Below are 21,632 nucleotides of genomic sequence, written 5' to 3'. Positions count from 1 at the left end.
TGCGGGCGGGCGCGGCAATGCCCGGCCCTATTCGGAACGGCGCGCTCGCGGCTCAGTCGGTGAGCCGGATGCCCGGCAGCGCTACCTGGGCGGCGGTGCGCAGGTGTTCCGAGGCGCGCTGCCAGCGGCGGTGCGCGCGTTCGGTGCCCGGGTCCACGAAGCTGGAGACCAGGATGCCGCGCAGCGCGTCCATGGCCGTGTACACGAAATCGCGGGCGTCCTTGCGCTCCACCTCGTCCGGCACGTACCGGCTCAGCGCCATGAGCACCGCATTGTTGACGAACGGCTCCACCTTGCGCACCTCGGCCGCCAGCTCCGGATCGGTGCGCCCCGCCACCCACAGCTCCATGGCCGCGATGAACAGCGGCCCCTGATGCAATTCCCACAGCGATTCCAGCACCGTGGCAATGGGATCCGGCCCCGATTTGATCTTCCCGAGCTCCTGCATGGCCGCCTCGGTCCGCCGCTGCGCCAGATGGTTCACCGCCGCGACCACCAGATCGTTCTTGGACCCGAAGTGGTGCACCTGCGCACCCCGCGTCACCCCGGCCCGCTCCGCCACCCGCGGCGTGGTGGTCCCCGCGTACCCGTACTCGACGAGGCAGTCGATGGTGGCGTCGAGTAATCTCGTCCGCATCTCACTACTGCGCTGCTCCTGCGTGCGGCGCGGCGGCTTCGAGACTGCGGAGCTGGTCATTCCGACGATTCTACACTTACATGCAGATCTGTACGTAACTGACCGCCGCGCGATCCGCCTTCCGCGTCGCCAACAGCCCGGCGCGACGACCTGCGATGATCACGCCGGACCCACCACTCGAACCTGGTCCGCCCCGACCACCCGCGATCGGTCGACAGTTCCGTCATACGACACACCGGCGCGGCGGCGTCCCGTGCCAGGCTGTCGATCAGATCGACCAGCGGCTGCTCACCCGCGCTTCGGTGCGGCGGGCCAGCGCGACCGTCACCGCGAACAGCAGCACGCCCAGGGTCGCCAGCCCGGCTCCGACGGCGGCCGGGGCGGTGTAGCCGAGGCCGGCGGCGATCACCAGGCCGCCCAGCCAGGCGCCGGCGGCATTGGCGATATTGAGCGCGGCGTGGTTCAGGGCGGCGGCCAGGGTTTGGGCCTCGTGGGCCACGTCCATGAGGCGGGTCTGCAGGGCCGGGGCCAGGGCCGCGCCCGAGGCGCCGACCAGGAAGGCGCCGAGGCCCGCGGTGACGGGGTTGTGAGCGGCCGCGATGAAAGCGGCCAGGATGACCACCATGGACAGCAGGGCGGCGAAGACAGCACGGTTGACGCCCCGGTCGGTGAGGACGCCGCCGATGATATTGCCCGCGACCATGCCGAGGCCGAAGAGCATGAGCACGATGGGAACGAAGCCCAATCGCATGCCCGCCACGTCGGTGAGGGTGGTGGTGATGTAGGTGTAGACGGCGAACATGCCGCCGAAGCCGACCGCGCCGACCAGCAGCGTCAGCAACACCTGGGATTTGCCGAGTGCGCCGAGTTCGGTGCGCGGGTCGGTCATGCGAATGCCGGTGAGTTCCGGCACGAACCGCGCGATGGCGGCGACGGTGGCCACGCCGATCACGGCGACCACCACGTAGGCGTCCCGCCAGCCGAGGTGCTGGCCCATCCAGGTGGCGGCGGGAACGCCGACAACATTGGCGGCGCTCAAACCCAGCATAACCGCGGCAACCGCCTTGGCGCGCTGCCCCACCGGTGCGAGCGTGGCCGCCGCCAGGGAGGCCACGCCGAAATACGCCCCGTGCGGCAGACCGGAAACGAAGCGCGCCGCCACGAACGTCCCGAATGACGGCGCGAGCACCGACGCCGCATTGCCCAGCGTGAACGCCGCCATGAGCGCCATCAGCAAGCGCTTGCGCGGCACCCGCGCGCACAGTGCCGCGATCACCGGAGCGCCGACCACCACACCCAGCGCGTACGCCGACACCGCATGCCCCGCGGTGGGTTCGGACACCTTCATGCCCCACGCGATATCCGGCAGCAAACCCATGGTGACGAATTCCGTGGTACCGATACCGAATCCGCCCAGCGCCAGGGCGAGCATGGCGGGGATGTGCCAACCGCTCCCGCCGGGCACCGCGGGCTCATCTCCGCCGGCGGCGGACCGGGCGCGACCGTCCGTCGCTGCAACCCGGGTGTCTGGTGCCCCGGACGCTCGCGCACCCTGCGCGGCGGCCGTGCTCTCCTCGGTCGCGGTAGCGGGCGTCTCGGCGGCAATCCCGGGTTCGGTCACAGTCCATGGCAACACCGCCGCGAACCCGACCACCACCCGAGTATCGGGTGATCTCAGTCACGACCTGGCCGGAGTCATCATCCCGGCTCGAAATACTCTGCCCCGCAAAGCTTTCCACCTACCCCCCGCGGCCCCGCGGACAGCGTGATCCCACTCACGCGGATTCGCGCGGCATCGGCCAGTCGGTCGGGCTCGGACGGCAGCCGCGCGCCGGGTGAACCCGCCCGGAATCCGCTCCGGGTTCCGCCGCCGAGAACCCGGGCAGTCCGCAGCGGACCTGATAACTGGGGGCTCGCAGGCGCTGCTCCCCCCATGCATTGTCGAAACTCCGTGAACCGCAAGCATTCACGGGGAACATACCGCACTCGACCAGGAGGGATCATCGATGAAGAACATCGTGCGGATCGGCATCGCGACCGCGGCCGTGGCCGCGGCACTCACCGCGACGACCGGCGGCGCCATGGCGACGCCGCTGGAGCTGGAGCCGATGTCCACCGGCGACGCCCATTCGCCCGCGGCACCCATCGACGGCGCCGTCGGCACGGGCAGCAGTGACCTGCTCGCGGTGCCGTTCGCGTTGATCCACACCCTCAGCGGTCCCCCTTGCGGGAACCCGATGTTCTGCTGATCGCCGACAGCCGGGAACCACCGCGACGACCTGTTGCGGGGCTGAAAGCCACCGGTCCTGCGCGCCACAGCGCGGCAACAGTTCGGGCACCCGCTTCCCCTATCGGTGGGGGCAGGTGACCGGCATGTGTCGCGGCGATGGCTCCCGCCGGGACGGTGGGTCGGCCGCCATCGTTCGCCGCAGCGCGCTGTTCACGTGCGTCAGCGCAGCAGCGGTGCGACGACATCCGCCCGGTTCGTCCACACCAGGCCGGTGAACCCGTCCGGAATCCGCTCCAGCGATTCCGGCGTGTCGAATCCCTCGGAGAATCCGCCGTCCCCGGCGACCAGCACCACGCGGGCGTCGGTGGCGGCCATCCGCTCCACGAACCGGTCGGGCCAGCCCCACAGGAAGCGGGTGTAGCCCTCGGGAATGTGCAGCTGGGTATTGCGGCAGGTGGCGGGGGCGGTGCCGGTCCAGCCGACGGCCGCGTACGCGCCGAGGCACTCCAGCATGATCTGCTTGGACATCACCCGCACGGTGGGCAGCGCCGCCCGCAGGGCCGCGATCGGCTTGTCACCGCCGTACACGGTGAGCGCGCTGCGCCGTTCGGCCGGTTCGGCGGCCAACCGGGCGGCCAGGGCCTCACCCTCGGCCGGGTCATTGCTCTTGATGTGGATCAACAGCGACCGGGCGGGGAAGGCGGTCAGCACCGCCTCCAGGGTGGGCATGAGGCCGACGCCCTTACCTCGGAACGGATAGGTCTTGCCGCCGTCGGCGGTGTAGCCGTAGCCGATGTCGAGGCCGCGCAGTTCCGCCATGGTGTGGTCGCGGGTGGTGCCGGTGCCGTCGGTGCGGCAGTCCAGTTCCCAGTCGTGGAAGACGGCGAACTGGTCGTCGGCGGTCCAGTGCACGTCGAATTCGACCTGGTCGGCTCCGGCGTCGAAGGCGGCCCGCATGCCGGCGACAGTGTTCTCCAAATATCCGTGCTCGGGCGGGTGGATGCGCTCGGCGGTGCAGGTGTCGGCCTCGATCCCGTCCGGATCGAAGGTCTGGCCCAGACCGCGATGCGCGAGCACCAGCGGCCCGGCATCGGAATCGGCGGCGGCCGGAGCCGGATCGATGCAGCCGAATCCGGCGAGCAGCAGGGCGACCAGGAGTGTGGCCGCCCAGCGGCGCTGCCGTCGACGGGATCCGAGGGAACGCGAAAGGCGTTGTGTCGCAGACATCGTCCTGCATCCTGACATGTCCGCCGCGGTTCGGGTAGCCGCGTCCGGAAACAGTTCGGGCACCCGCTCCACCGGTGAGTGGGGGCAGGTGCCCGGCATGTGTCGCGGCGATGGCTCCGGCCGGGACGGTGGTCCCGGCCGCCATCGTTCGCCGCGGCGCGCTGTTCACGTGCGTCAGCGCTGTGCCCATCCGCGCAACGCGGAGGAGCGGGTCGGGCGTGGGTACGCCCGGGATTGCATCAGCGCAGTTCGCGCGCCAGGTTGGCGTCCAGCACACCGAGGAATTCCTCGGTGGTCAGGTAGCCCTGATCCCCGCCGACCAGCAGCGCGAGATCCTTGGTCATCTGGCCGTCCTCGACGGTCTTGATGACGACGTCCTCGAGGGCCTGGGCGAAGCCGATGACCTCGGGGGTGTTGTCCAGCTTGCCTCGGTGAGCCAGGCCGCGGGTCCACGCGAAGATCGAGGCGATCGGGTTGGTGGAGGTGGGCTTGCCCTGCTGGTGCTGGCGGTAGTGCCGGGTGACGGTGCCGTGCGCGGCCTCCGCCTCACAGGTCTTGCCGTCCGGGGTGAGCAGCACGGAGGTCATCAGACCCAGCGAGCCGAAGCCCTGCGCCACGGTGTCGGACTGCACGTCGCCGTCGTAGTTCTTGCAGGCCCAGACGTAGCCGCCCTCCCACTTGAGCGCGGAGGCGACCATATCGTCGATGAGGCGGTGCTCGTAGGTGAGACCGGCCGCGTCGAACTCCTCCTTGAACTCGGTCTCGTACACCTCCTGGAAGGTGTCTTTGAACATGCCGTCGTACGCCTTGAGGATGGTGTTCTTGGTCGACATGTACACCGGGTAGTTCTGCTGCAGGCCGTAGTTGAGCGAGGCCCGCGCGAAGTCCCGGATGGACTCCTGGAAGTTGTACATGCCCATGATGACGCCGCCGTCCTCCGGCATCTTCACGACCTCGTGGACGATCGGCTCGGAGCCGTCCTCCGGGGTGAAGGTGAGGGTGACGGTGCCCGCCTGGTGCACCTTGAAATCGGTGGCGCGGTACTGGTCGCCGAAGGCGTGGCGGCCGATGATGATCGGCTTGGTCCAGCCCGGAACCAGACGCGGGACGTTGGAGATGATGATCGGCGCGCGGAAGATGGTACCGCCGAGGATGTTGCGGATGGTGCCGTTGGGCGACCGCCACATCTTCTTGAGGCCGAACTCCTTGACGCGGGCCTCGTCGGGGGTGATCGTCGCGCACTTGACGCCGACGCCGTGCTTCTTGATGGCGTTGGCCGCGTCGATCGTGACCTGATCGTCGGTCTTGTCGCGGTACTCGATGCCGAGGTCGTAGTACTCGAGGTTCACATCGAGATACGGATTGATCAGCTTGTCTTTGATGAACTGCCAGATAATCCGGGTCATCTCATCGCCGTCGAGCTCGACGACGGTGCCTTCAACCTTGATCTTGGACATGGATCTTCGTGTCCTCCTAGGAAGGTGGTGCTCCCATTGCACGGCCGGTGAGCACCGCTTGTAGCGGACCCCAGCTGTTCAACAGACAACGTATACGCATGGCGCGCGGCACGGGGCCTGTGGTGCCAGGTCCACGTACGCTGTGGCGTCAAGCAAGACAAGCGTACTGCTGCTATGAACCTCACCGCGCAGGTAGCCCCCGCTGTGCGGGACCAGCGGAGGCTACTCGCAAGTAGGAAACACCCGGCCTCAGCGTCGAGGATACGAGGATCAGACGCCGACGTGAACCGGCTTCTCACCGCCCTCGAGCAGGTTCTCCGGCTTGTCGCGGATCATCAGGGCGATGATGGGCAGGGCGATGAGGAAGAAGCCCGCGCCGATGTAGAACGCCACGTCGTAGCTGTGGATCGCCGCCCGCGCCATCACATTGTCGATGGTCGGATTGTCGGTCACATACCGCTCGGCGACCTGGACCGAGATGGTGGTCAGCAGCGCCGTGCCGATGGAGCCGCCGACCTGTTGCGCGGCATTGAGCAGCGCGCTGGCCACCCCGGAATCGGCCTCGTCGACCTGATGCAGCGCGGTGGTCTGCATGGCCACGAAGACACCGCCCATACCGAGCGCGATGAGCGTCATGGCGGGCAGTACCGACGCCGCGTAACCGTCACCGAAATCGAGCTGGGCCAGATAGAGCAGTCCCAGCATGCCCAGCGCGGTCCCGGCCAGCAGCACCGGACGCGGGCCCAGCTTCGGCAGCACCGCGCTGGCGACACCCGCCGACACCACGATGCCGATGGGGAACGGCAGGAAGGCGACACCGGCCTTCAGCGCCGAGTATCCGAGGGTTATCTGCAGGTAGTAGCTGAGGTTCAGGAACATGGCGAACATGGCGATCGGGATCAGCAGCGCCACCAGGAACGAACCGCCCCGATTGATCTCCCCGGGGATGCGCAGCGGCAGCAGCGGATTCGCGGACCGGTGTTCGATGAGCACGAAGGCGATCAGCAGGGCCACGCCCGCGGCCAGCAGCCCGAGGGTGGAGGCCGCGCCCCAGCCGTTCTCGGCCGCCCGGGTGAAGCCGTAGACGATGGCGATCAGCCCGAGGGTGCCGGTCACCGCGCCGGGCAGGTCGTATCCGCCGGTGCGCGGAGCGGGCTCATCCTTGATGACGAAGGCGTAGGCCCCGACCAGCGCCAACAGCGCGACGGGGGTGTTGACCAACAGGCACCAGCGCCAGTCGGCGTACTCGGTGAGCGCGCCGCCCGCGATCAGCCCGATGGCCGCGCCGCCCGCCGAGACGCCCGCGAAGACGCCGAACGCCTTGGCGCGTTCGTTCACCTCGGTGAAGGTGATCGACACCAGGGACAGTGCCGCGGGCGCCAGCAGCGCCGCGAACGCGCCCTGTAGGCCGCGCCCGGCGAACAGCTGCCCGGCGTTCTGCGCGAGTCCGGCCAGCGCGGAGGCGGCGGCGAAGCCGACCAGGCCGATCAGGAAGATGCGGCGGCGGCCGAGGTAGTCGGCGAGGCGGCCGCCGAGCAGCAGCAGGCCGCCGAAGATGAGGGTGTAGGCCGTCAGCATCCACTGCTTGTCGGCCTCGCTGATGTGCAGATCCTGCTGCGCGAAGGGCAGCGAGATCGTGACGATGGTGGCGTCCAGCACCACCATGAGCTGCGCCAGGGCGAGTACGCCCAGGGCCAGCCAGCGCTTGGAAGCGCTTGTCTCTCTGGATATTTCGTCGGGTTCGCGAGTCGCTGTCGCAGTGGTCACGTGGTTCTCCTCAGGGCATTCCGAACGACCGGAACCATACTGGCACCCACCGACAAATGACGTCAAGCGAAAAATGTCGCAGTCAGACAGATGGCTGTTAATGACACAATTCGGTCCGATAGCGATAGACTGAGGCAATGTCCGAGTCGTCAACGCCTGCCGATCTCCTGGAACACCGCCGCCCGGGACTGCGCGAACGCAAGAAGCAGCAGACCCGCGAGCGCATCATCGATGTGGCACTCGAGCTGTGCGACGCCCAGGGCTTCGACGCCACCACCGTCGAACAGATCGCCGACGCGGCCGACGTCTCACCGCGCACCGTGAACCGGTACTTCGAGAGCAAGGAAGAGATCGTCATCGCACCCATCGAGGCATGGGGGCAGGCGTTGGCCGAGTATCTGCGGGCGCAACCACCGCACGACAACGAGCTGCAGGCCATGCTCGACGGCTTCCTCGCGCTCACCGACCGCATCATCGAGGCCGACGAGCCCGTGCCGTTCCGCTGGTTCCAGCAGATGCAGAACATCATCCGCGGCAGCGCCGCGGTACGCGCCCGCAGCCTCGACGCGGGCGAGCACAAGACCCAGCAGATGGGCGAGGTGCTCGCCGAGCGCATGGGCCTGCCCGCCGACAGCCTGCCGGTGCGGTTGCTGCTGGGCACCTGGCACACCATCATGCGGGTCGGTAGCGAGGTCCAGGCCGTCGACGGAAACTGCGCCACCTCCGCCCGCGGCATGGCCGACGCCGTGGTCACGGCCTATCGCGAATTCCTGCGTATCTGCGGAAACGTCTGTGTGTCCAGCCCCACTGCGGACTCCGACCCCTCCGCCCGCTAGAATCTCGCATCAGGTCAAGAGCATCAGCGTCAAGCCCCGGCTTGCTGATCGGCAACCCTCCAGCTGCGGTGGGGTGCTCCGGGTGAGGACCGGGCGCTCGAAGGCCGAGCGCAAGCGCACTGTAGGAGGTCTACCGAAATGTGTTGTTGTCGAAGCCCATTCGCCTTCCGATAACGTCAGACTTCCCGCCATTCGGCGACTTTCTTGGAGCAGGACATGAGTGACTCGACCGCGCCCATCGAACCGGCCAACTGGTCTTTCGAGACCAAACAGGTGCACGCCGGACAGGCTCCCGACGCCACCACCGGGGCCCGCGCGCTGCCGATCTATCAGACCACCTCGTACGCCTTCCGCGACACCGAGCACGCCGCCGCGCTGTTCGGACTGGCCGAGCCGGGCAATATCTACACCCGGATCATGAACCCCACCCAGGATGTGGTGGAGCAGCGCATCGCCGCCCTGGAGGGCGGCGTCGCGGCGCTGCTGCTGGCGTCCGGACAGGCCGCCGAAACCTTCGCCATCCTCAATCTGGCCGCCGCCGGGGATCACATCGTCGCCAGCCCGCACCTCTACGGCGGCACCTACAACCTCTTCCGCTACTCGCTGCCCAAGCTGGGCATCGAGGTCAGCTTCGTCGACGATCCCGACGACCTGGAGCAGTGGCGGGCGGCGGTGCGACCCAACACCAAGGCGTTCTACGGCGAGACCGTGGCCAACCCCAGCAGCGCGCTGCTGGACATCCCGGGCATCGCTGAGATCGCCCACGCCGCCGGGGTGCCGCTCATCGTGGACAACACCGTGGCGACGCCGTACCTGATCCAGCCGCTGCGCCACGGGGCCGACATCGTGGTGCATTCGGCCACCAAATACCTTGGCGGACATGGCTCCGCGGTCGCGGGCGTGATCGTCGACGGCGGCGGATTCGACTGGACCGGGCGCGACGAATCCGGCGCGGCGCGGTTCCCGGGCTTCACCACCCCCGATCCGAGCTACCACGGCGTGGTGTACGCGGATCTGGGTGCGCCCGCCTTCGCGCTCAAGGCGCGGGTGCAGCTGCTGCGCGACCTCGGCTCGGCCGTCTCGCCGTTCAACGCCTTCCTCATCGCCCAGGGCATCGAGACGCTGAGCCTGCGGGTGGAGCGGCACGTGGCCAACGCGCAGGCGGTCGCGGAGTTCCTGGCCCAGCGGCCGGAGGTGCTGTCGGTGTCCTACGCCGGGCTGCCGTCCTCGCCCTGGCATGAGCGTGGCAAACAGCTGGCACCGAAGGGTGTGGGCGCGATCGTGTCCTTCGAGCTCGCCGGCGGCGTCGATGCGGGCAAGAAGTTCGTGGACGCGCTGGAGCTGCACAGCCATGTCGCTAACATCGGGGATGTGCGTTCCCTCGTCATCCATCCGGCCTCCACCACGCATTCGCAATTGACGCCGGAAGAGCAGCTGGCCTCCGGCGTCACGCCGGGGCTGGTGCGGTTGGCCGTGGGTATCGAGGGTATCGACGACATCCTGGCCGACCTCACGGCCGGACTGACGGCGGCGGCACGTTGACCGTGAACATCGAATCGAGCACGTCCCGGGAGACGGTGGAGGCGCTGCTTCCACCGTCCGACGGGACGCTCGGCAGCATTGCCATCGGGGACGTCGAACTCGAGAACGGGGCGGTCGTCACCGACGTGACGCTGGCCGTACAACGCTGGGGCGAACTCTCGGCGAATCTGGACAACGTGGTGCTGGTCGAGCATGCGCTGACCGGTGACTCCCATGTGGTCGGGTCGGCGGGTTCACCGCCCGGCTGGTGGGAGGGCACCGTCGGACCCGGTGCGCCCATCGACACCCGGGAGTGGTGTGTCATCGCCACCAATGTGCTCGGCGGCTGTCAGGGCTCGACCGGACCCGCCTCCCTGACCTCCGACGGAAAGCCTTGGGGCTCACGATTTCCCGATATCTCCATCCGTGATCAGGTGACCGCCGAGGTGCGGCTGTTCGATCTGCTCGGGATCGAACGGCTGGCCGCGGTGGTCGGCGGCTCCATGGGCGGCATGCGAGTGCTGGAATGGATGATCGGCCATCCCGACCGCGTCGGCTCCGCCCTGGTGCTGGCCGTCGGCCCGCGCGCCACCGCCGACCAGATCGGCACCCAGACCACCCAGATCGCAGCCATCACCGCCGATCCGGACTGGCAGGGCGGCGACTACCACGGCACCGGGCGCGCGCCCATGACCGGCATGCGCATCGCCCGCCGTATCGCGCACCTGAGCTACCGCACCGAATTCGAACTCGACCACCGCTTCGAGAACCACGCCCAGGGTGACGAAAACCCTTGGGACGGTGGCCGTTACGCGGTGCAGAGCTACCTGGAATACCAGGCCGACAAGCTCGTCTCCCGCTTCGACCCCGGCACCTACATCCTGCTCACCGAGGCCATGAACCGGCACGACGTGGGCCGCGGCCGCGGCGGTATCGCCGCCGCCCTGAGCTCCACCCCGGTCCCCTGCATCGTCGGCGGCGTCGACTCCGACCGCCTGTACCCGCTGCGCACCCAACAGGAACTCGCCGACCTCCTCCCCGGCTGCAAGGGCCTGGAAATCGTCCGCTCCCGCGACGGCCACGACGGCTTCCTCACCGAAACCGAGGCGGTCGGCAAACTCCTCACCGACACCATGGACCTGGCCCGCGCCGCCCGCGACAACCACTGACCGTAGCGGCGGCACCCGGCCGCCCGCACCACACGCGACAACCACGGACGGCCGCGCTACGGCAGCCCGGCGGTCATACGCGGATCTCCGCCCGATCTAGGTGATGCCGAGCGGGTTGACCGTGGCGGCCAGCACGATGATGGCCGAGCCCAGCGCGGCCAGGGCGATCACGTCGAACCATTTGCCGCGCACCGCGAGCAAGCCGACCTGTTCGGTGGGCAGCAGCATGCGGAAGGCGGCGGCCAGCAGGGCCGCGCCGCCGATGAACACGGCACCGCGTCGCCACCGGTCCCAGGCCAGGAAGACGACCGCCACCACCAGCACCGCGGCCACCAGGATGAGCGGCAGATGGGTGCGGATGGATGCGCCGATGCGGCTGCTGCGGCTCTCGGGGGCGGCGTGGGCACTCACGCGCCGCAGTCTAGCGGCGGGGCGGTTTCCACCGATACGGCCCGGTCGAATCCACCCGGCACCGCCACACCGGTCGGCAACCCCACACCACCCGGCAACGCCACACCGATCGGCAACCCCACACCACCCAGCAACGCCACACCGATCGGCAACCCCACACCACCCAGCAACGCCACACCGGTCGAGCGACCCCACACGCCCCTGCAACGCCACATGGCCCGGCAACGGCCGCGCCGCCGGTCCGGCACAGCGGCGTGACCCCCGTCTGGTTGACTGGCGGGGTGTTCCATCTGGTGTTCTACGAGCCCCGCATCCCGCCGAATACCGGCAACGCCATCCGGCTGGCCGCCGGGACCGGATGCCGACTACACCTGATCGAACCGCTCGGCTTCGATCTATCCGAGCCCAAGCTGCGGCGGGCCGGATTGGACTACCACGACCTCGCCTCGGTCACCGTGCACAAGGATCTGGCCGCCGCCTGGGACGCCATCCGCCCCGAACGCGTCTTCGCCTTCACCGCCCAGGCCACCACGCACAGCACCGCCGTCGCCTACCGCGAGCACGACACCCTGCTCTTCGGCCCCGAACCCACCGGCCTGCCCGCCGAGGTCCTCGCCGACCCGCACGTCACCACCCAGGTGCGCATCCCCATGCTCCCGGGCCGCCGCTCCATGAACCTCTCCAATGCCGCCGCCGTCGCCGTCTACGAAGCCTGGCGGCAACTGGGCTTCCCGGGCGCGGTGTAGTGACAGACGCGCGCCCACACGGTCTACTGGCACTGACAGCACCTGACATCGCGGACGAAACCGTCTGCTTCTCGTGAATCCGGGAGGCCGTGGACATGCCGAAATATCCTGAGGACATGTCCGTCCCCCACCTCGAGCGGCCCGATATCCCCGAGTACATGACGTGGGAGGAGCTCGAGCGGCTACCGGAGGAGATCGCCGAGCAGATCGAACTGTGGGACGGGCGGGTGATGTGGATGCGACGTGGCCCGGCCGAGCATCAGACGTTCACGCGTCGACTGACGAACTCGATCGAACGGTGCGCCCGCTCCTCCATTTCGGCCACCCCTGGGAAGTGCTGGCGTGTCAACCTCGAGACGAACGTCTTCTTCGGCACCAGCGGAAAGTCCGACTTCGTGACACCGGACTTCCTGATCCACCGCTGCCTCGAAACCCCGTACCAGGATGTCCGTGCCGCCGATGTCCACCTCGTCGGCGAAGTGCTGTCTCCCGGCAACACCGCATCCGATATCGAGGCGAAGAAGGCACGCTACGCGCGGGCCGGTATTCCGCTGTACTGGGAGGTGACGCTCGCCCGCGAGGCCAGCGCCATCGAGAAGGTGCGCGCCTTCGCGCTGCAAACCGAACCCGGCCAGCTGGTCCCGGCGGGCGTGCACCTGCTGCATGCCGCCAACTACCTCATGGCCGGCGAGTGGACCGCGGCCGATACCGACGGCATCGAGTTCGACTTCCCCTTCCCGCTGCGCATTCCGTGGGAAGAGCTCGCGTTCTGAACCCGATCGCCCCCGACCGCACTCCGGTCGTGGCGGGATAGGCCCGGGCACGCGTCAGTCGTCGATATCGAAGCGTTTGAAGCGGGAGGTCGCGCCCGCGGTGAGGCGGACGGCGGATTTGGGCACGCCGTAGTGGGCAGCGAGGAGTTCGCAGGCGGCCCTGTTGGCCTTGCCCTCCACGGCGGGGGCGCGGACGTAGAGCTGGAGGGTGCCGTCGGGGAGCGCTTCCACCAGCGGCCCCTTCCTGCTGTTCGGTTTGATCGTCGCGCGGACCACGGTCGGCACTGGGACTCCCTTCGACGCGCCCCATTCTCCCGCGAGCACTCCCGCACCGAACCCGGACCGCTCCGGCGGGTGGCTCTCGCGGGTGCCGCACCGGCGGCCGGGCGCGACTGGCGATCGAACGGTCAGCGTTGCGGAGTCAGCGTGATGGAGCCGACCACCACGCCGTCCACGGACGTGGGGGAACGGTCCGCTGCGACTCCAGTGGCCATCGCGGCGTGAGCAGTAGCGTCGGCGCTCAGCGGAAGTCGCGGGACTTCGCCTCGATGCGCAGGTCCATGCGTTGCAGGTGGTCGGCGACCACCGTGATCGCTCCCTCGGCGTTCTGTACGCGTCCGCGGATCAGCAGGGCGGGCGCGCTCTGGGCGAGGCGGCGGTAGCGGGTCCAGAGGCCGACGGAGCAGACCACGTTCACCATGCCGGTCTCGTCCTCCAGGTTGAGGAAGGTGACGCCGCCCGCCGTGGCGGGGCGCTGCCGGTGCGTGACCGCGCCGCCCACCAGCACCCGCGTGCCGTCGCGAATATCGGCGAGGTGGGCGGCGGGCACCACCCCCAGCGCATCGAGTCGCGGGCGCAGGAACTCGGTGGGATAGCTGCCGGGTGAGACGCCGGTGGCCCAGACGTCGGCGGCGGCCAACTCCAGCTCGCTCATACCGGGCAGGGCGGGTGCGGCGGTGGCCGCACCGGTGCCAGGGAGCCGGTCGGGGCGTTCCCCCGCCGCGGCCCCGGCGGCCCACAGGGCTTGGCGGCGGGTGATGTCGAGGCTGCCGAGCGCACCCGCCGTGGCCAGCGATTCCGCTTGCGGGACAGTAAGTTCCACGCGGTTGGTGAGGTCGAGGAACGAGCGGTAGGGTCCGTCGGACAGGCGGGCGGCGACGATCCGCTCGGCCAGTTCGTCGCCGATGTGCCGCACCGCGGCCAGTCCCAGCCGGATCTCCATCCCCCGCCGTTCCAGCGTCGCTTCGGCGAGACTGTGATTGATATCCGGCCCGTGCACCACCACCCCGTGCCGCCGGGCGTCCGCCACCAGCGACTGCGGCGAGTAGAACCCCATCGGCTGCGCCCGCAGCAGGCCCGCGCAGAATGCCGCCGGATGATGCAGCTTGAACCACGCCGAATAGAACACCAGTGAGGCGAAGCTCTGCGAATGACTTTCCGGGAAACCGAAATTCGCGAAGGCGTAGACCTTCTCGTAGATGCGGTCGGCCACCTCGCCGGTAATGCCGTGCCGGTCCCGCATACCCCGATAGAAGCGTTCCCGCAGCCGCTCCATCTTCTCCGGTGACCGCTTGGAGCCCATGGCGCGGCGCAGCTGATCGGCCTCGGCGGCGGTGAATCCGGCGACATCGACGGCCATCTGCATGAGCTGCTCCTGGAACAGCGGGATGCCGAGGGTGCGTTCCAGCGCGTTCGCCAGCGCCGGATGGTCGTAGGTGACCGGCTCCAGCCTGTTGCGACGGCGGATGTAGGGGTGCACGGAGCCGCCCTGGATGGGCCCGGGGCGGATCAGTGCCACCTCCACCACCAGGTCGTAGAAGTTCCGCGGCCGCAGCCGCGGCAGGGTCGCCATCTGCGCGCGCGACTCCACCTGGAACACGCCCACCGAGTCGGCGCGCGAAAGCATGTCGTACACAGCGGTTTCGGTGAGGTCCAGCCGGTGCAGCTCCACGGTCTCCCCCTTGTGCTCACGCACCAGGTCGATCATGTAGTGCAGGGCGGAGAGCATGCCGAGACCGAGCAGATCGAATTTCACCAGCCCGGCGGCGGCGCAGTCGTCCTTGTCCCACTGCAACACACTGCGTCCCGGCATGCGCGCCCATTCGGTGGGGCACACATCGGCGATGGGGCGATCGCAGATCACCATGCCGCCGGAATGGATGCCCAGATGCCTGGGCAAACCCTCCAATTCACCAGCCAGGGCGAGGACGTCGTCGGGAATGTCGGTGTGCTCCTCCTTCGCGACACCCGTCCAGCGGCTCACCTGCTTACTCCAGGCGTCCTGCTGTCCGGACGAGAAACCCAGTGCGCGTGCGGCATCGCGCACCGCGGACTTACCCCGATAGGTGATGACATTGGCCACCTGCGCCGCGTACTCGCGCCCGTACTTGGCATAGACGTGCTGGATGGCCTCCTCGCGGCGGTCCGATTCGATGTCCACGTCGATATCGGGCGGGCCGTCGCGCTCGGGCGCGAGGAAGCGTTCGAACAGCAGCTGATTGGCGACCGGATCCACATTGGTGATGCCGATGGCGTAGCAGACGGCCGAGTTGGCGGCGGAACCCCTGCCCTGGCACAGGATGTCGTTGTCGTGGCAGAAGCTGACGATGTCGTGCACCACCAGGAAGTAGCCCGGGAACCGCAACCGCTCGATCACCTCGAGTTCGTGTTCGAGCTGCCGGTACGCCTGGGGGTTGTGCGCGGGGGGACCGTAGCGGCGGGCGGCCCCCCGGTAGGTGAGTTCGCGCAGCCACGAGGTCTCGTCGTGTCCCTCCGGCACGTCGAAGGGCGGCAGCCGCGGGGCGATCAGGCGCAGGTCGAAAGCGCATTCCCGGGCCAGTGCGGCGGCATCGGCCACCGCCTGCGGGCAGGCCGCGAACAGCCGCGCCATCTCGGCTCCCGACCGCAGATGCGCGCCGCCGGTGGGGGCGAGCCAGCCCGCCATCTCGTCGAGGCTCTGCCGGGCCCGGATGGCGGCCAGCGCCATGGCCCGGCGGCGCTGTGGCGGCGCGGCGAAATGCGCTCCGGTGGAGGCGATCACCGGCAGGCCGAGGCGGTCGGCCAGGGCGAGCAGCCGGGTATTGCGCTCGTCGTCGGTGGGTATGCCGTGGTGGGTGAGCTCCACGCTCACCCGGTCCGGTCCGAATCGTTCCATCAGATCCCGCAGTGCCGCTTCGGCTTCCGCGTCGCCCCGCCGCAGCGCCTGCCGCACATGCCCTTTCCGGCAGCCGGTCAGCACCTGCCAGTGCCCGCCCGCCGCCGCGGTGAGCCGGTCCAGGTCGTAGCGCAGAATGCCCTTCTCGCCCGCCGCCATGTGTGCCGCCGCCATCTCCCGGGACAGCCGCCGGTACCCTTCCTGCCCGCGCGCCAGGATCAGCAGATGCGGTCCGGCGGGATCGGGTGCGCCGGTGCGCGGCTCGGAATCGCTCGGCACGGCCGACTCGGCTGGGCGTCCGCGCGTCCGAGCTCTGCCACCGGACGCGGTCGGGTAGCTCGAGGCGGGTCGGCCGCCGCGCGGGGCGAGGTGGGCACCGGGGCGGGCGGCGCTGCCGAGGGAGAGTTCCGCACCGAAGACGGTGGGCATACCCCATTCGCGGGCGGCCTCGGCGAAGCGCACGACACCGTAGAAGCCGTCGTGGTCGGTGAGGGCGAGGGCCTCGAGGCCGAGGCGGACGGCCTCCTCGACCAGTTCCTCCGGCTGGCTGGCTCCGTCGAGGAAGCTGTAGGCGGAGTGGGCGTGCAGTTCGGCGTAGGGGACGGTGGGTTCGTCGGGGCGGTGCAGCGGTGCGGCACGGTAGGGCTCGCGCTTGCGGGACCAGGCCGGGCTGTCGCCGCCGTCGCCCGCGGGGACGGTTCGGTTCGGGCGTCCGGAGAGCACCCGTTCCAGCTCCGACCAGGTCGGCGGCCCGTTGTGCCAGCCCACGACACCTCCTCCGCACGCACTCCAGAAATCGAACTTGTGTTCGATGATCAGCGACTGTACACGCATTCCAACCGGGCGGTTTGTATTAACTCGAGCCCATCACGCCAACCTCGGAACTCACCCTGGCATTGGAACTTACTTTGGAGTAAGTTCGAGCCAATCCGACCTGCAAAGGAGCAGTCATGAGCGAGCGAAGCGAGCGACCAGAAGACACAGCCGAGCTCGCTCGTGACGCCGCCGAGCGCCAGCGAGGGGGCGTCACGAGCGAAACGACAGGCGACGGCTACCGGGCCCGTCGACGCGCTCGCCGGGACCTGTCCGGCAGACACGTCATCATCACCGGCGCGTCCTCCGGCATCGGCCGCGCCGCCGCCTCGGCCGTGGCCGAGAAGGGAGCGACGGTCTTCCTGCTCGCCCGCCGCGCCGAGGAACTGGCCGTGGTGGTCGAGAAGATCCGGGCCGAGGGCGGCGACGCCTACGCCTACCAATGCGATGTCACCGACGAGGACTCCGTCGAGAAGGCCGTGACCCAGATCCTCGACGCACACGGTCACGTGGACATGCTGGTCAACAATGCCGGGCGCTCCATCCGCCGCGCCGTGCACCGCTCCACCGACCGCATGCACGACTTCGAGCGCACCATGGCGGTCAACTACTTCGGCGCGGTGCGCATGACCCTGGCCCTGCTACCGCAGATGCGCGAGCGCAAATTCGGCCACATCGTGAACATCTCCAGCGCCGGAGTGCAGGTCGCCACGCCGCGCTTCGCCGCCTATCTGGCCTCCAAGGCCGCCCTCGACAAGTTCGCCGAGGTGACCGCGATCGAGATGCTGGCCGACAACATCACTTTCACCACCATCCACATGCCGCTGGTGCGCACCCCCATGATCGCCCCGAGCGGCAACCAGGGCCCCTCGGAATCCCCCGAATGGGCCGCCGCCACCATCGTCCGCGCCCTCACCGACCGCCCCAAGCGCATCGACGTCCCGCTCGGCACCCTCGCCGAATACGGCAGCCTCATCACCCCGCGCATCAAGGACCGCATCCTGCACCGCTACTACCGCGCCCTCCCCGACTCCCCCGCCGCCAAAGGCGAGAAGTCCGAGGAGACAACACAACTGGAAATCCTCCCCCCGAAACGCCACCGCCGCGAAGTGCCCCCCGCCGTCCGCGCCACCGGCACCGCCCTCCGCCGCGCCGCCCGCCTCGTCCCCGGCACCCACTGGTAGCACCGCGAGGGGGAATCGGCGGCGGGACGCACCCGCACGATGCCGCCACCAATTCCCCCTCGCCCGCAACGAATCCGGATCCACGGCGTGGTAACCGGATGCACAAGCCGCCAGCGTCTACCTGATCCGCAGTACCGGACCGGCCGGGGCCGCCTGTCTCGTCCCGGCGCGAGGTGCGGCACCAGTCGATTCGGCGCGCAATGATCACAGCGTGATAGCAGCGCGGCACAGGCGGCCTCGGCTCCCGTCGCGGGCTCACTCCAGCCGGTGCAGCCGAGTGGCGCGTAGCGCTTTGACCGGTTTGGGGGCGGCTCCGCAGCTGGCTTGGCGGGGTGTGTAGGCACAGGTGTGGACGGTGACCAGCCAGCGGCGGCCGTCGCGGTGGGTGACCTGCGCCGCGCCCGCGAAGGTGGCGGGGTCGACGGGTGCCGCCCCATCGCCGAGCCGGGCGGCAGCCGGTGCGATCGACGCGGGCACCTCGGTACTCGCCGCCGAGTTATCCGCCTCGGCGAGGCGTGCCTGGTCGGCCGCCTCGGCGGGACCCCAGGTCGCCGAATCGGCTGTGATGGTGAATGCGTTCAGGGCCGCGGCGGTGTCGTCGCCGATATCCCGCAGGTGTTCGCGGACCGTGATCTCGGCTACCTGCTCCACCGGGGCATGGCCGCTGCGGCCGCGGAAGCCGGTCAGGGACAGCGTGTTCCGGTCGGCGGCGGCGAGTGTTTCGAGGGCGGTGTCGGCGGTCAGGCGGCCGTAGGTGAGGCCGGAGGGGAGCAGCACCACGGCGGGGGCGAAGCGGTGGCCACCGGTGTGGGAGCACTCCCAGACGCGGCCGGGATATTCGGCGGCGAGGCGGGCGGCGATGGGGCGGCCGAGGCGGGCGCAGCACTGGTCGCGCTTGCCGTGGGCGCAGACCAGCACCGGCGGATCGGCGACGGCCGCACCGATTCCCGGGGGCGGGCCGTTGAGCAGGTGCGGGTCGAAGTCGAGCAGCTGTTTCAGGTCGGTGATCTCGAAACGTTCGCACCAGGGACGCTCGGGGTGCGAGCTGACGAGCAATACCGTTCGGACACCGGTGAACTCGTGGCGGCCCGGTCTGCGGATGAGCGTCGGACGCACCCGGGCGGCCTTGGTGCGGGCGGCCAGTTCGGCGGTGATATCGGGGCCGAGCACCTCGTCGCCGATCACATCGCGCCCCCACGCCCCGGGCTGCTCGACACACAGCCAGCCGGTGATGTGGGTGGCGCTGCCGGGTAGCGGCACCTCCCACGCCGCCGTCGTACACGGCAGTCCCGCGAATGCCGTCACAACGGCTGCCCGTCGATGAGTTTGCGAATCATCTGATCCAACCGCCGCGCCCGGGTCTCCGGCCGCACCGCGCTGCCGAGCTGCTGGCCGATCTCGACACTGATCTGATCGGGCAGCGTCTCGAAGAACGCCGCCGCCTCCGGATGCTTCGCCAGCTCGTCCAGGAAATCCTGCGGCAGTTCCCGGCCGTAGGCATTGTCCCAGCGGCCGTCGGACTTGGCGCGGTCGATCTCGGCCTGCCCGGCCGGATGCATGAGTCCCTGTTCGATCAATTCCTCGGCGTAGCCCACATTGCGCTGCGACCACGAGCTGCGCGGCCGCCGCGGTGTGAAGCTCTGTAGATAGAACTCGTCGTCGAGCCGCCGCGCCTGCCCGTCGATCCAGCCGAAACACAGCGCCTGACGCAGCGCACCGGCGTAGTCGAGTGATATGTAGCCGGTGCCCCGCTTCGCGAATTTCAGCCAAACCCCGTCCATGGCGGCGTGATTGGCCATCAGCCATTCCCGAAACTCCGCCTCCCCGGCGAAGAACAGGATCGGGCGATCTGATGCGGACACGATCTCACTGTAGAAAACGCCGCCGACACGTGGCGCAAACGGGCCACCCGTCCTGCCCCGGACAACGTCGTACCGGCGGAAATCGGACGCGCTCGTAGGGTGGAGGCATGACCGATAAGGAATTACTGAACGAACTCCTCGCGGTCGAGCGTCGAGGCTGGGACGCGCTGTGCACCAGCACCGGGGCGGACTTCTACGGCTCGCTCATGACCGAGGACGGGGTGATGGTGCTCGCCGACGGCATGGTGCTGGATCGTGACGGCGTCATCGACTCGCTGAAGAACGCTCCACCGTGGCGGACCTTCGAGTTGGAGAGTCCGCGCCTGGTGGACGCCGGCGACAGCACGATCCTGGTCTACACCGGCATCGCGTACCGCGAGGATGCCGAGCCCGCCTTCCGGGGCATCATGACCAGCGTCTACGTCCGCGTCGACGGGGACTGGCGGCTGGCCTGCTACCAGCAGACGCCGATTCCGGACTGAGCCTCACCCGTCAGGACCGCGGCCGGGCGGCCGTGCGATGCCGCCGGCGAGCCGCCCCCGCGTGGTCAGTGCCGGAGGAACGGCAGGACCGCCGCCTCGAACTCGTGGTAGCGGTCACGGTGGATGCTGTGCCCGCAGCGGAAGGTGTGCACGGTGCAGTCGGGGATGCTGACGCGCAGCTGTTCGACCTTGTCCGGGTCGACCATGCCGCCGGGGCCGCCGCGCAGGAACAGCGTCGGCGCGGCGATATCCGCGAGACCCTCCCACCATTCCGGATACGGCTTGCGGAACTGTTCCAGGGCGGTGCGGGTCATGGAGCGGTCGAAGGCCAGCACGGCGCGCGGATGGCGCAGCAGGCTGGTGGTGGCGTGCCACAGCTCCGGCACCGAGGGCAGCCGTCGGGTCAGGGTCACCTGTTCGTCACCGGAGCGCAGCGGTAGCGGCTGCTCCTCGATCACCAAGCGGCGCACCAATTCCGGACGCCGCATGGCCAGCCACGACACCGCGTAGCCGCCCAGCGAATGACCCACGAAATCCGCCGATTCGAGACCGAGCCGGTCGCACAGCCGCAGCAGGTCGCCGCCGAATTCGGCGAACAGGTACGAGTCGGCGTGCGCGCTGCGCCCGTGCCCACGCAGATCCGGAACGATCACCCGCCGCCCACGCCGCGCCAACTGCCGCGCGAACCGGTCCCAGGTGTGACCATCCCCGCCCATGCCGTGCACCAGCACCACCGGCACCGTGCTCGCGGCCCGCTCCGCCCCGGAATCCCGATAGGCGATGAGCACGTCCTCGAACGCGACCCGCGTAACCGTCGACTCCACGATCAGCCAGCCTACGGGGCGCGCCCGCACCGCGCCGCCGGTTGTGCGCGGCACCATACTCCCCGCTCGGATTGGTCCGGCGGTCACTCGTAGAGGCCCTCCACATGCCAGGCGTGGTCGTAGGCGAGCAGGAGCAGGGCGCGGGTGTCGCCGTCCAGCAGCACCTGGGCGCGAGCCACGTAGCCGGGTGAGCTCCGGTGGGTCCACCAGCGATCGTCGAGGGGCCAGGGTCCGGCCCAGCCGAGCAGCCGCCAACTGCGGGAACCCCAGTGCAGATGCGTCGGATCGGTGGTGAAGAGACCACGGTCGGTGACCCAGACCGGGGTGCCGTCGGCCGCCTCGAGCCGGATCCGCGGGCGGTGCGCCAGGATGACGGCGGGGGCGGGTTCGGGCAGCCGCCCCGGCCACGGTTGCGCCGGATCGGCCGCGGGCACCAACTCCTCGCCCAGGGTCACCATGGTGATCCGCTCCTCGGGACCGCGCCCGCCACTGAGCACTCCCACCCGGACCGCCTCCCCGCCCAGCAGCCCCTGCACCCG

General features: G+C 69.3%; 19 protein-coding genes, 1 pseudogene and 1 riboswitch. Of the genes and pseudogenes, 8 read left to right on the top strand and 12 right to left on the bottom strand.

Annotated elements, in window-relative coordinates; all coding sequences use genetic code 11:
* Positions 1-52: 52 nt before the first annotated feature.
* Together QK444_RS11270 and QK444_RS11265 are read right to left on the bottom strand one after the other, a co-directional pair.
* Entirely contained in the window at positions 53-697 is a 645-nt protein-coding gene (locus QK444_RS11270) for a TetR/AcrR family transcriptional regulator (protein WP_039810180.1), read from the bottom strand.
* A gap of 208 nt (positions 698-905) precedes the next feature.
* Positions 906-2,069, bottom strand: coding sequence for an MFS transporter (locus tag QK444_RS11265; RefSeq protein ID WP_282779540.1), 1,164 nt, complete (start codon positions 2,067-2,069; stop codon positions 906-908).
* Positions 2,070-2,643: 574 nt separating this feature from the next.
* Between QK444_RS11265 and QK444_RS11260 the strand changes: the two genes are divergently transcribed.
* Positions 2,644-2,886 (top strand): hypothetical protein, encoded by a 243-nt coding sequence (locus tag QK444_RS11260; protein WP_282779537.1) that lies wholly within the window; start codon positions 2,644-2,646, stop codon positions 2,884-2,886.
* Between the two features lie 200 nt (positions 2,887-3,086).
* Here QK444_RS11260 and QK444_RS11255 read toward each other — a convergent pair whose 3' ends face one another.
* From QK444_RS11255 to QK444_RS11245, 3 genes are all read right to left on the bottom strand, one after another.
* A complete protein-coding gene (locus tag QK444_RS11255; protein WP_282779536.1) occupies positions 3,087-4,094 on the bottom strand; it encodes a glycerophosphodiester phosphodiesterase family protein in 1,008 nt (335 codons plus the stop codon).
* Between the two features lie 239 nt (positions 4,095-4,333).
* Positions 4,334-5,551, bottom strand: a complete 1,218-nt coding sequence (locus QK444_RS11250) for an NADP-dependent isocitrate dehydrogenase (protein ID WP_029923812.1) — start codon at positions 5,549-5,551, stop codon at positions 4,334-4,336.
* Between the two features lie 270 nt (positions 5,552-5,821).
* A complete protein-coding gene (locus QK444_RS11245) occupies positions 5,822-7,318 on the bottom strand; it encodes an MFS transporter (protein ID WP_282779535.1) in 1,497 nt (498 codons plus the stop codon).
* 137 nt (positions 7,319-7,455) lie between these two features.
* Between QK444_RS11245 and QK444_RS11240 the strand changes: the two genes are divergently transcribed.
* From QK444_RS11240 to QK444_RS11230, 3 genes are all read left to right on the top strand, one after another.
* Positions 7,456-8,154, top strand: coding sequence for a TetR family transcriptional regulator (locus tag QK444_RS11240; protein ID WP_282779534.1), 699 nt, complete (start codon positions 7,456-7,458; stop codon positions 8,152-8,154).
* Positions 8,155-8,166: 12 nt separating this feature from the next.
* Positions 8,167-8,277: riboswitch (SAM riboswitch) on the top strand.
* 93 nt (positions 8,278-8,370) lie between these two features.
* The gene (locus QK444_RS11235) at positions 8,371-9,696 is read left to right on the top strand and encodes a bifunctional o-acetylhomoserine/o-acetylserine sulfhydrylase (protein WP_282779533.1); all 1,326 of its coding nucleotides are present in this window, start codon (positions 8,371-8,373) and stop codon (positions 9,694-9,696) included.
* The gene (locus QK444_RS11230) at positions 9,693-10,844 is read left to right on the top strand and encodes a homoserine O-acetyltransferase (RefSeq protein ID WP_282779532.1); all 1,152 of its coding nucleotides are present in this window, start codon (positions 9,693-9,695) and stop codon (positions 10,842-10,844) included. The genes QK444_RS11235 and QK444_RS11230 overlap by 4 nt, the downstream gene beginning before the upstream one ends.
* A 96-nt stretch (positions 10,845-10,940) precedes the next feature.
* Here the strand turns inward: QK444_RS11230 and QK444_RS11225 are convergent, their stop codons facing one another.
* Positions 10,941-11,255 carry a DUF3017 domain-containing protein gene (locus QK444_RS11225; RefSeq protein ID WP_282779531.1) on the bottom strand — a complete coding sequence of 105 codons (315 nt, stop codon included), beginning with the start codon at positions 11,253-11,255 and terminating at the stop codon, positions 10,941-10,943.
* Positions 11,256-11,536: 281 nt separating this feature from the next.
* Between QK444_RS11225 and QK444_RS11220 the strand changes: the two genes are divergently transcribed.
* On the top strand, positions 11,537-12,001 hold the full coding sequence (locus tag QK444_RS11220; RefSeq protein ID WP_029923806.1) for a tRNA (cytidine(34)-2'-O)-methyltransferase: 465 nt from the start codon (positions 11,537-11,539) through the stop codon (positions 11,999-12,001).
* Between the two features lie 116 nt (positions 12,002-12,117).
* Positions 12,118-12,774 carry a Uma2 family endonuclease gene (locus QK444_RS11215; RefSeq protein WP_282779530.1) on the top strand — a complete coding sequence of 219 codons (657 nt, stop codon included), beginning with the start codon at positions 12,118-12,120 and terminating at the stop codon, positions 12,772-12,774.
* A gap of 54 nt (positions 12,775-12,828) precedes the next feature.
* On the opposite strand, the gene QK444_RS11210 is transcribed toward QK444_RS11215, so the two are convergent.
* The gene (locus QK444_RS11210) at positions 12,829-13,059 is read right to left on the bottom strand and encodes a DUF167 domain-containing protein (protein ID WP_282779529.1); all 231 of its coding nucleotides are present in this window, start codon (positions 13,057-13,059) and stop codon (positions 12,829-12,831) included.
* A gap of 235 nt (positions 13,060-13,294) precedes the next feature.
* Complete coding sequence (locus QK444_RS11205) at positions 13,295-16,696, bottom strand: error-prone DNA polymerase (protein WP_282779528.1); 3,402 nt, start codon at positions 16,694-16,696, stop codon at positions 13,295-13,297.
* 182 nt (positions 16,697-16,878) lie between these two features.
* Between QK444_RS11205 and QK444_RS11200 the strand changes: the two genes are divergently transcribed.
* Positions 16,879-17,925: an SDR family NAD(P)-dependent oxidoreductase gene (locus tag QK444_RS11200; protein ID WP_282779527.1), complete on the top strand. Its 1,047-nt coding sequence runs from the start codon at positions 16,879-16,881 to the stop codon at positions 17,923-17,925.
* A 255-nt stretch (positions 17,926-18,180) separates the two neighbouring features.
* Here QK444_RS11200 and QK444_RS11195 read toward each other — a convergent pair whose 3' ends face one another.
* Entirely contained in the window at positions 18,181-19,230 is a 1,050-nt protein-coding gene (locus QK444_RS11195) for a sucrase ferredoxin (protein ID WP_282779525.1), read from the bottom strand.
* On the bottom strand, positions 19,227-19,787 hold the full coding sequence (locus tag QK444_RS11190) for a YdeI/OmpD-associated family protein (RefSeq protein WP_029923801.1): 561 nt from the start codon (positions 19,785-19,787) through the stop codon (positions 19,227-19,229). The genes QK444_RS11195 and QK444_RS11190 overlap by 4 nt, the downstream gene beginning before the upstream one ends.
* A 107-nt stretch (positions 19,788-19,894) precedes the next feature.
* Here QK444_RS11190 and QK444_RS11185 point away from each other — a divergent pair, with 107 nt between their 5' ends.
* On the top strand, positions 19,895-20,269 hold the full coding sequence (locus tag QK444_RS11185; RefSeq protein ID WP_282779524.1) for a nuclear transport factor 2 family protein: 375 nt from the start codon (positions 19,895-19,897) through the stop codon (positions 20,267-20,269).
* Positions 20,270-20,334: 65 nt separating this feature from the next.
* Here QK444_RS11185 and QK444_RS11180 read toward each other — a convergent pair whose 3' ends face one another.
* Both QK444_RS11180 and QK444_RS11175 read right to left on the bottom strand, forming a co-directional pair.
* Positions 20,335-21,057 carry an alpha/beta hydrolase gene (locus QK444_RS11180; protein WP_282779539.1) on the bottom strand — a complete coding sequence of 241 codons (723 nt, stop codon included), beginning with the start codon at positions 21,055-21,057 and terminating at the stop codon, positions 20,335-20,337.
* Positions 21,058-21,176: 119 nt separating this feature from the next.
* A pseudogene (locus QK444_RS11175) lies at positions 21,177-21,632 on the bottom strand (DNA polymerase Y family protein); the annotation flags it as partial.

Origin of the sequence: Nocardia sp. CC201C (assembly GCF_030010695.1) — a bacterium.
In the GTDB taxonomy this organism is placed as follows: domain Bacteria; phylum Actinomycetota; class Actinomycetes; order Mycobacteriales; family Mycobacteriaceae; genus Nocardia; species Nocardia otitidiscaviarum.
The sequence above is the reverse complement of the archived record's forward strand: the minus strand, read 5'-3'. Positions and strand labels throughout refer to the sequence as shown.

Coding starts and splice junctions, on each gene's coding strand:
- QK444_RS11270 (WP_039810180.1), bottom strand. CDS start 697: ATGACCAGCTCCGCAGTCTCGAAGCCGCCGCGCCGCACGCAGGAGCAG.
- QK444_RS11265 (WP_282779540.1), bottom strand. CDS start 2,069: ATGCTCGCCCTGGCGCTGGGCGGATTCGGTATCGGTACCACGGAATTC.
- QK444_RS11260 (WP_282779537.1), top strand. CDS start 2,644: ATGAAGAACATCGTGCGGATCGGCATCGCGACCGCGGCCGTGGCCGCG.
- QK444_RS11255 (WP_282779536.1), bottom strand. CDS start 4,094: ATGTCTGCGACACAACGCCTTTCGCGTTCCCTCGGATCCCGTCGACGG.
- QK444_RS11250 (WP_029923812.1), bottom strand. CDS start 5,551: ATGTCCAAGATCAAGGTTGAAGGCACCGTCGTCGAGCTCGACGGCGAT.
- QK444_RS11240 (WP_282779534.1), top strand. CDS start 7,456: ATGTCCGAGTCGTCAACGCCTGCCGATCTCCTGGAACACCGCCGCCCG.
- QK444_RS11235 (WP_282779533.1), top strand. CDS start 8,371: ATGAGTGACTCGACCGCGCCCATCGAACCGGCCAACTGGTCTTTCGAG.
- QK444_RS11215 (WP_282779530.1), top strand. CDS start 12,118: ATGTCCGTCCCCCACCTCGAGCGGCCCGATATCCCCGAGTACATGACG.
- QK444_RS11200 (WP_282779527.1), top strand. CDS start 16,879: ATGAGCGAGCGAAGCGAGCGACCAGAAGACACAGCCGAGCTCGCTCGT.
- QK444_RS11185 (WP_282779524.1), top strand. CDS start 19,895: ATGACCGATAAGGAATTACTGAACGAACTCCTCGCGGTCGAGCGTCGA.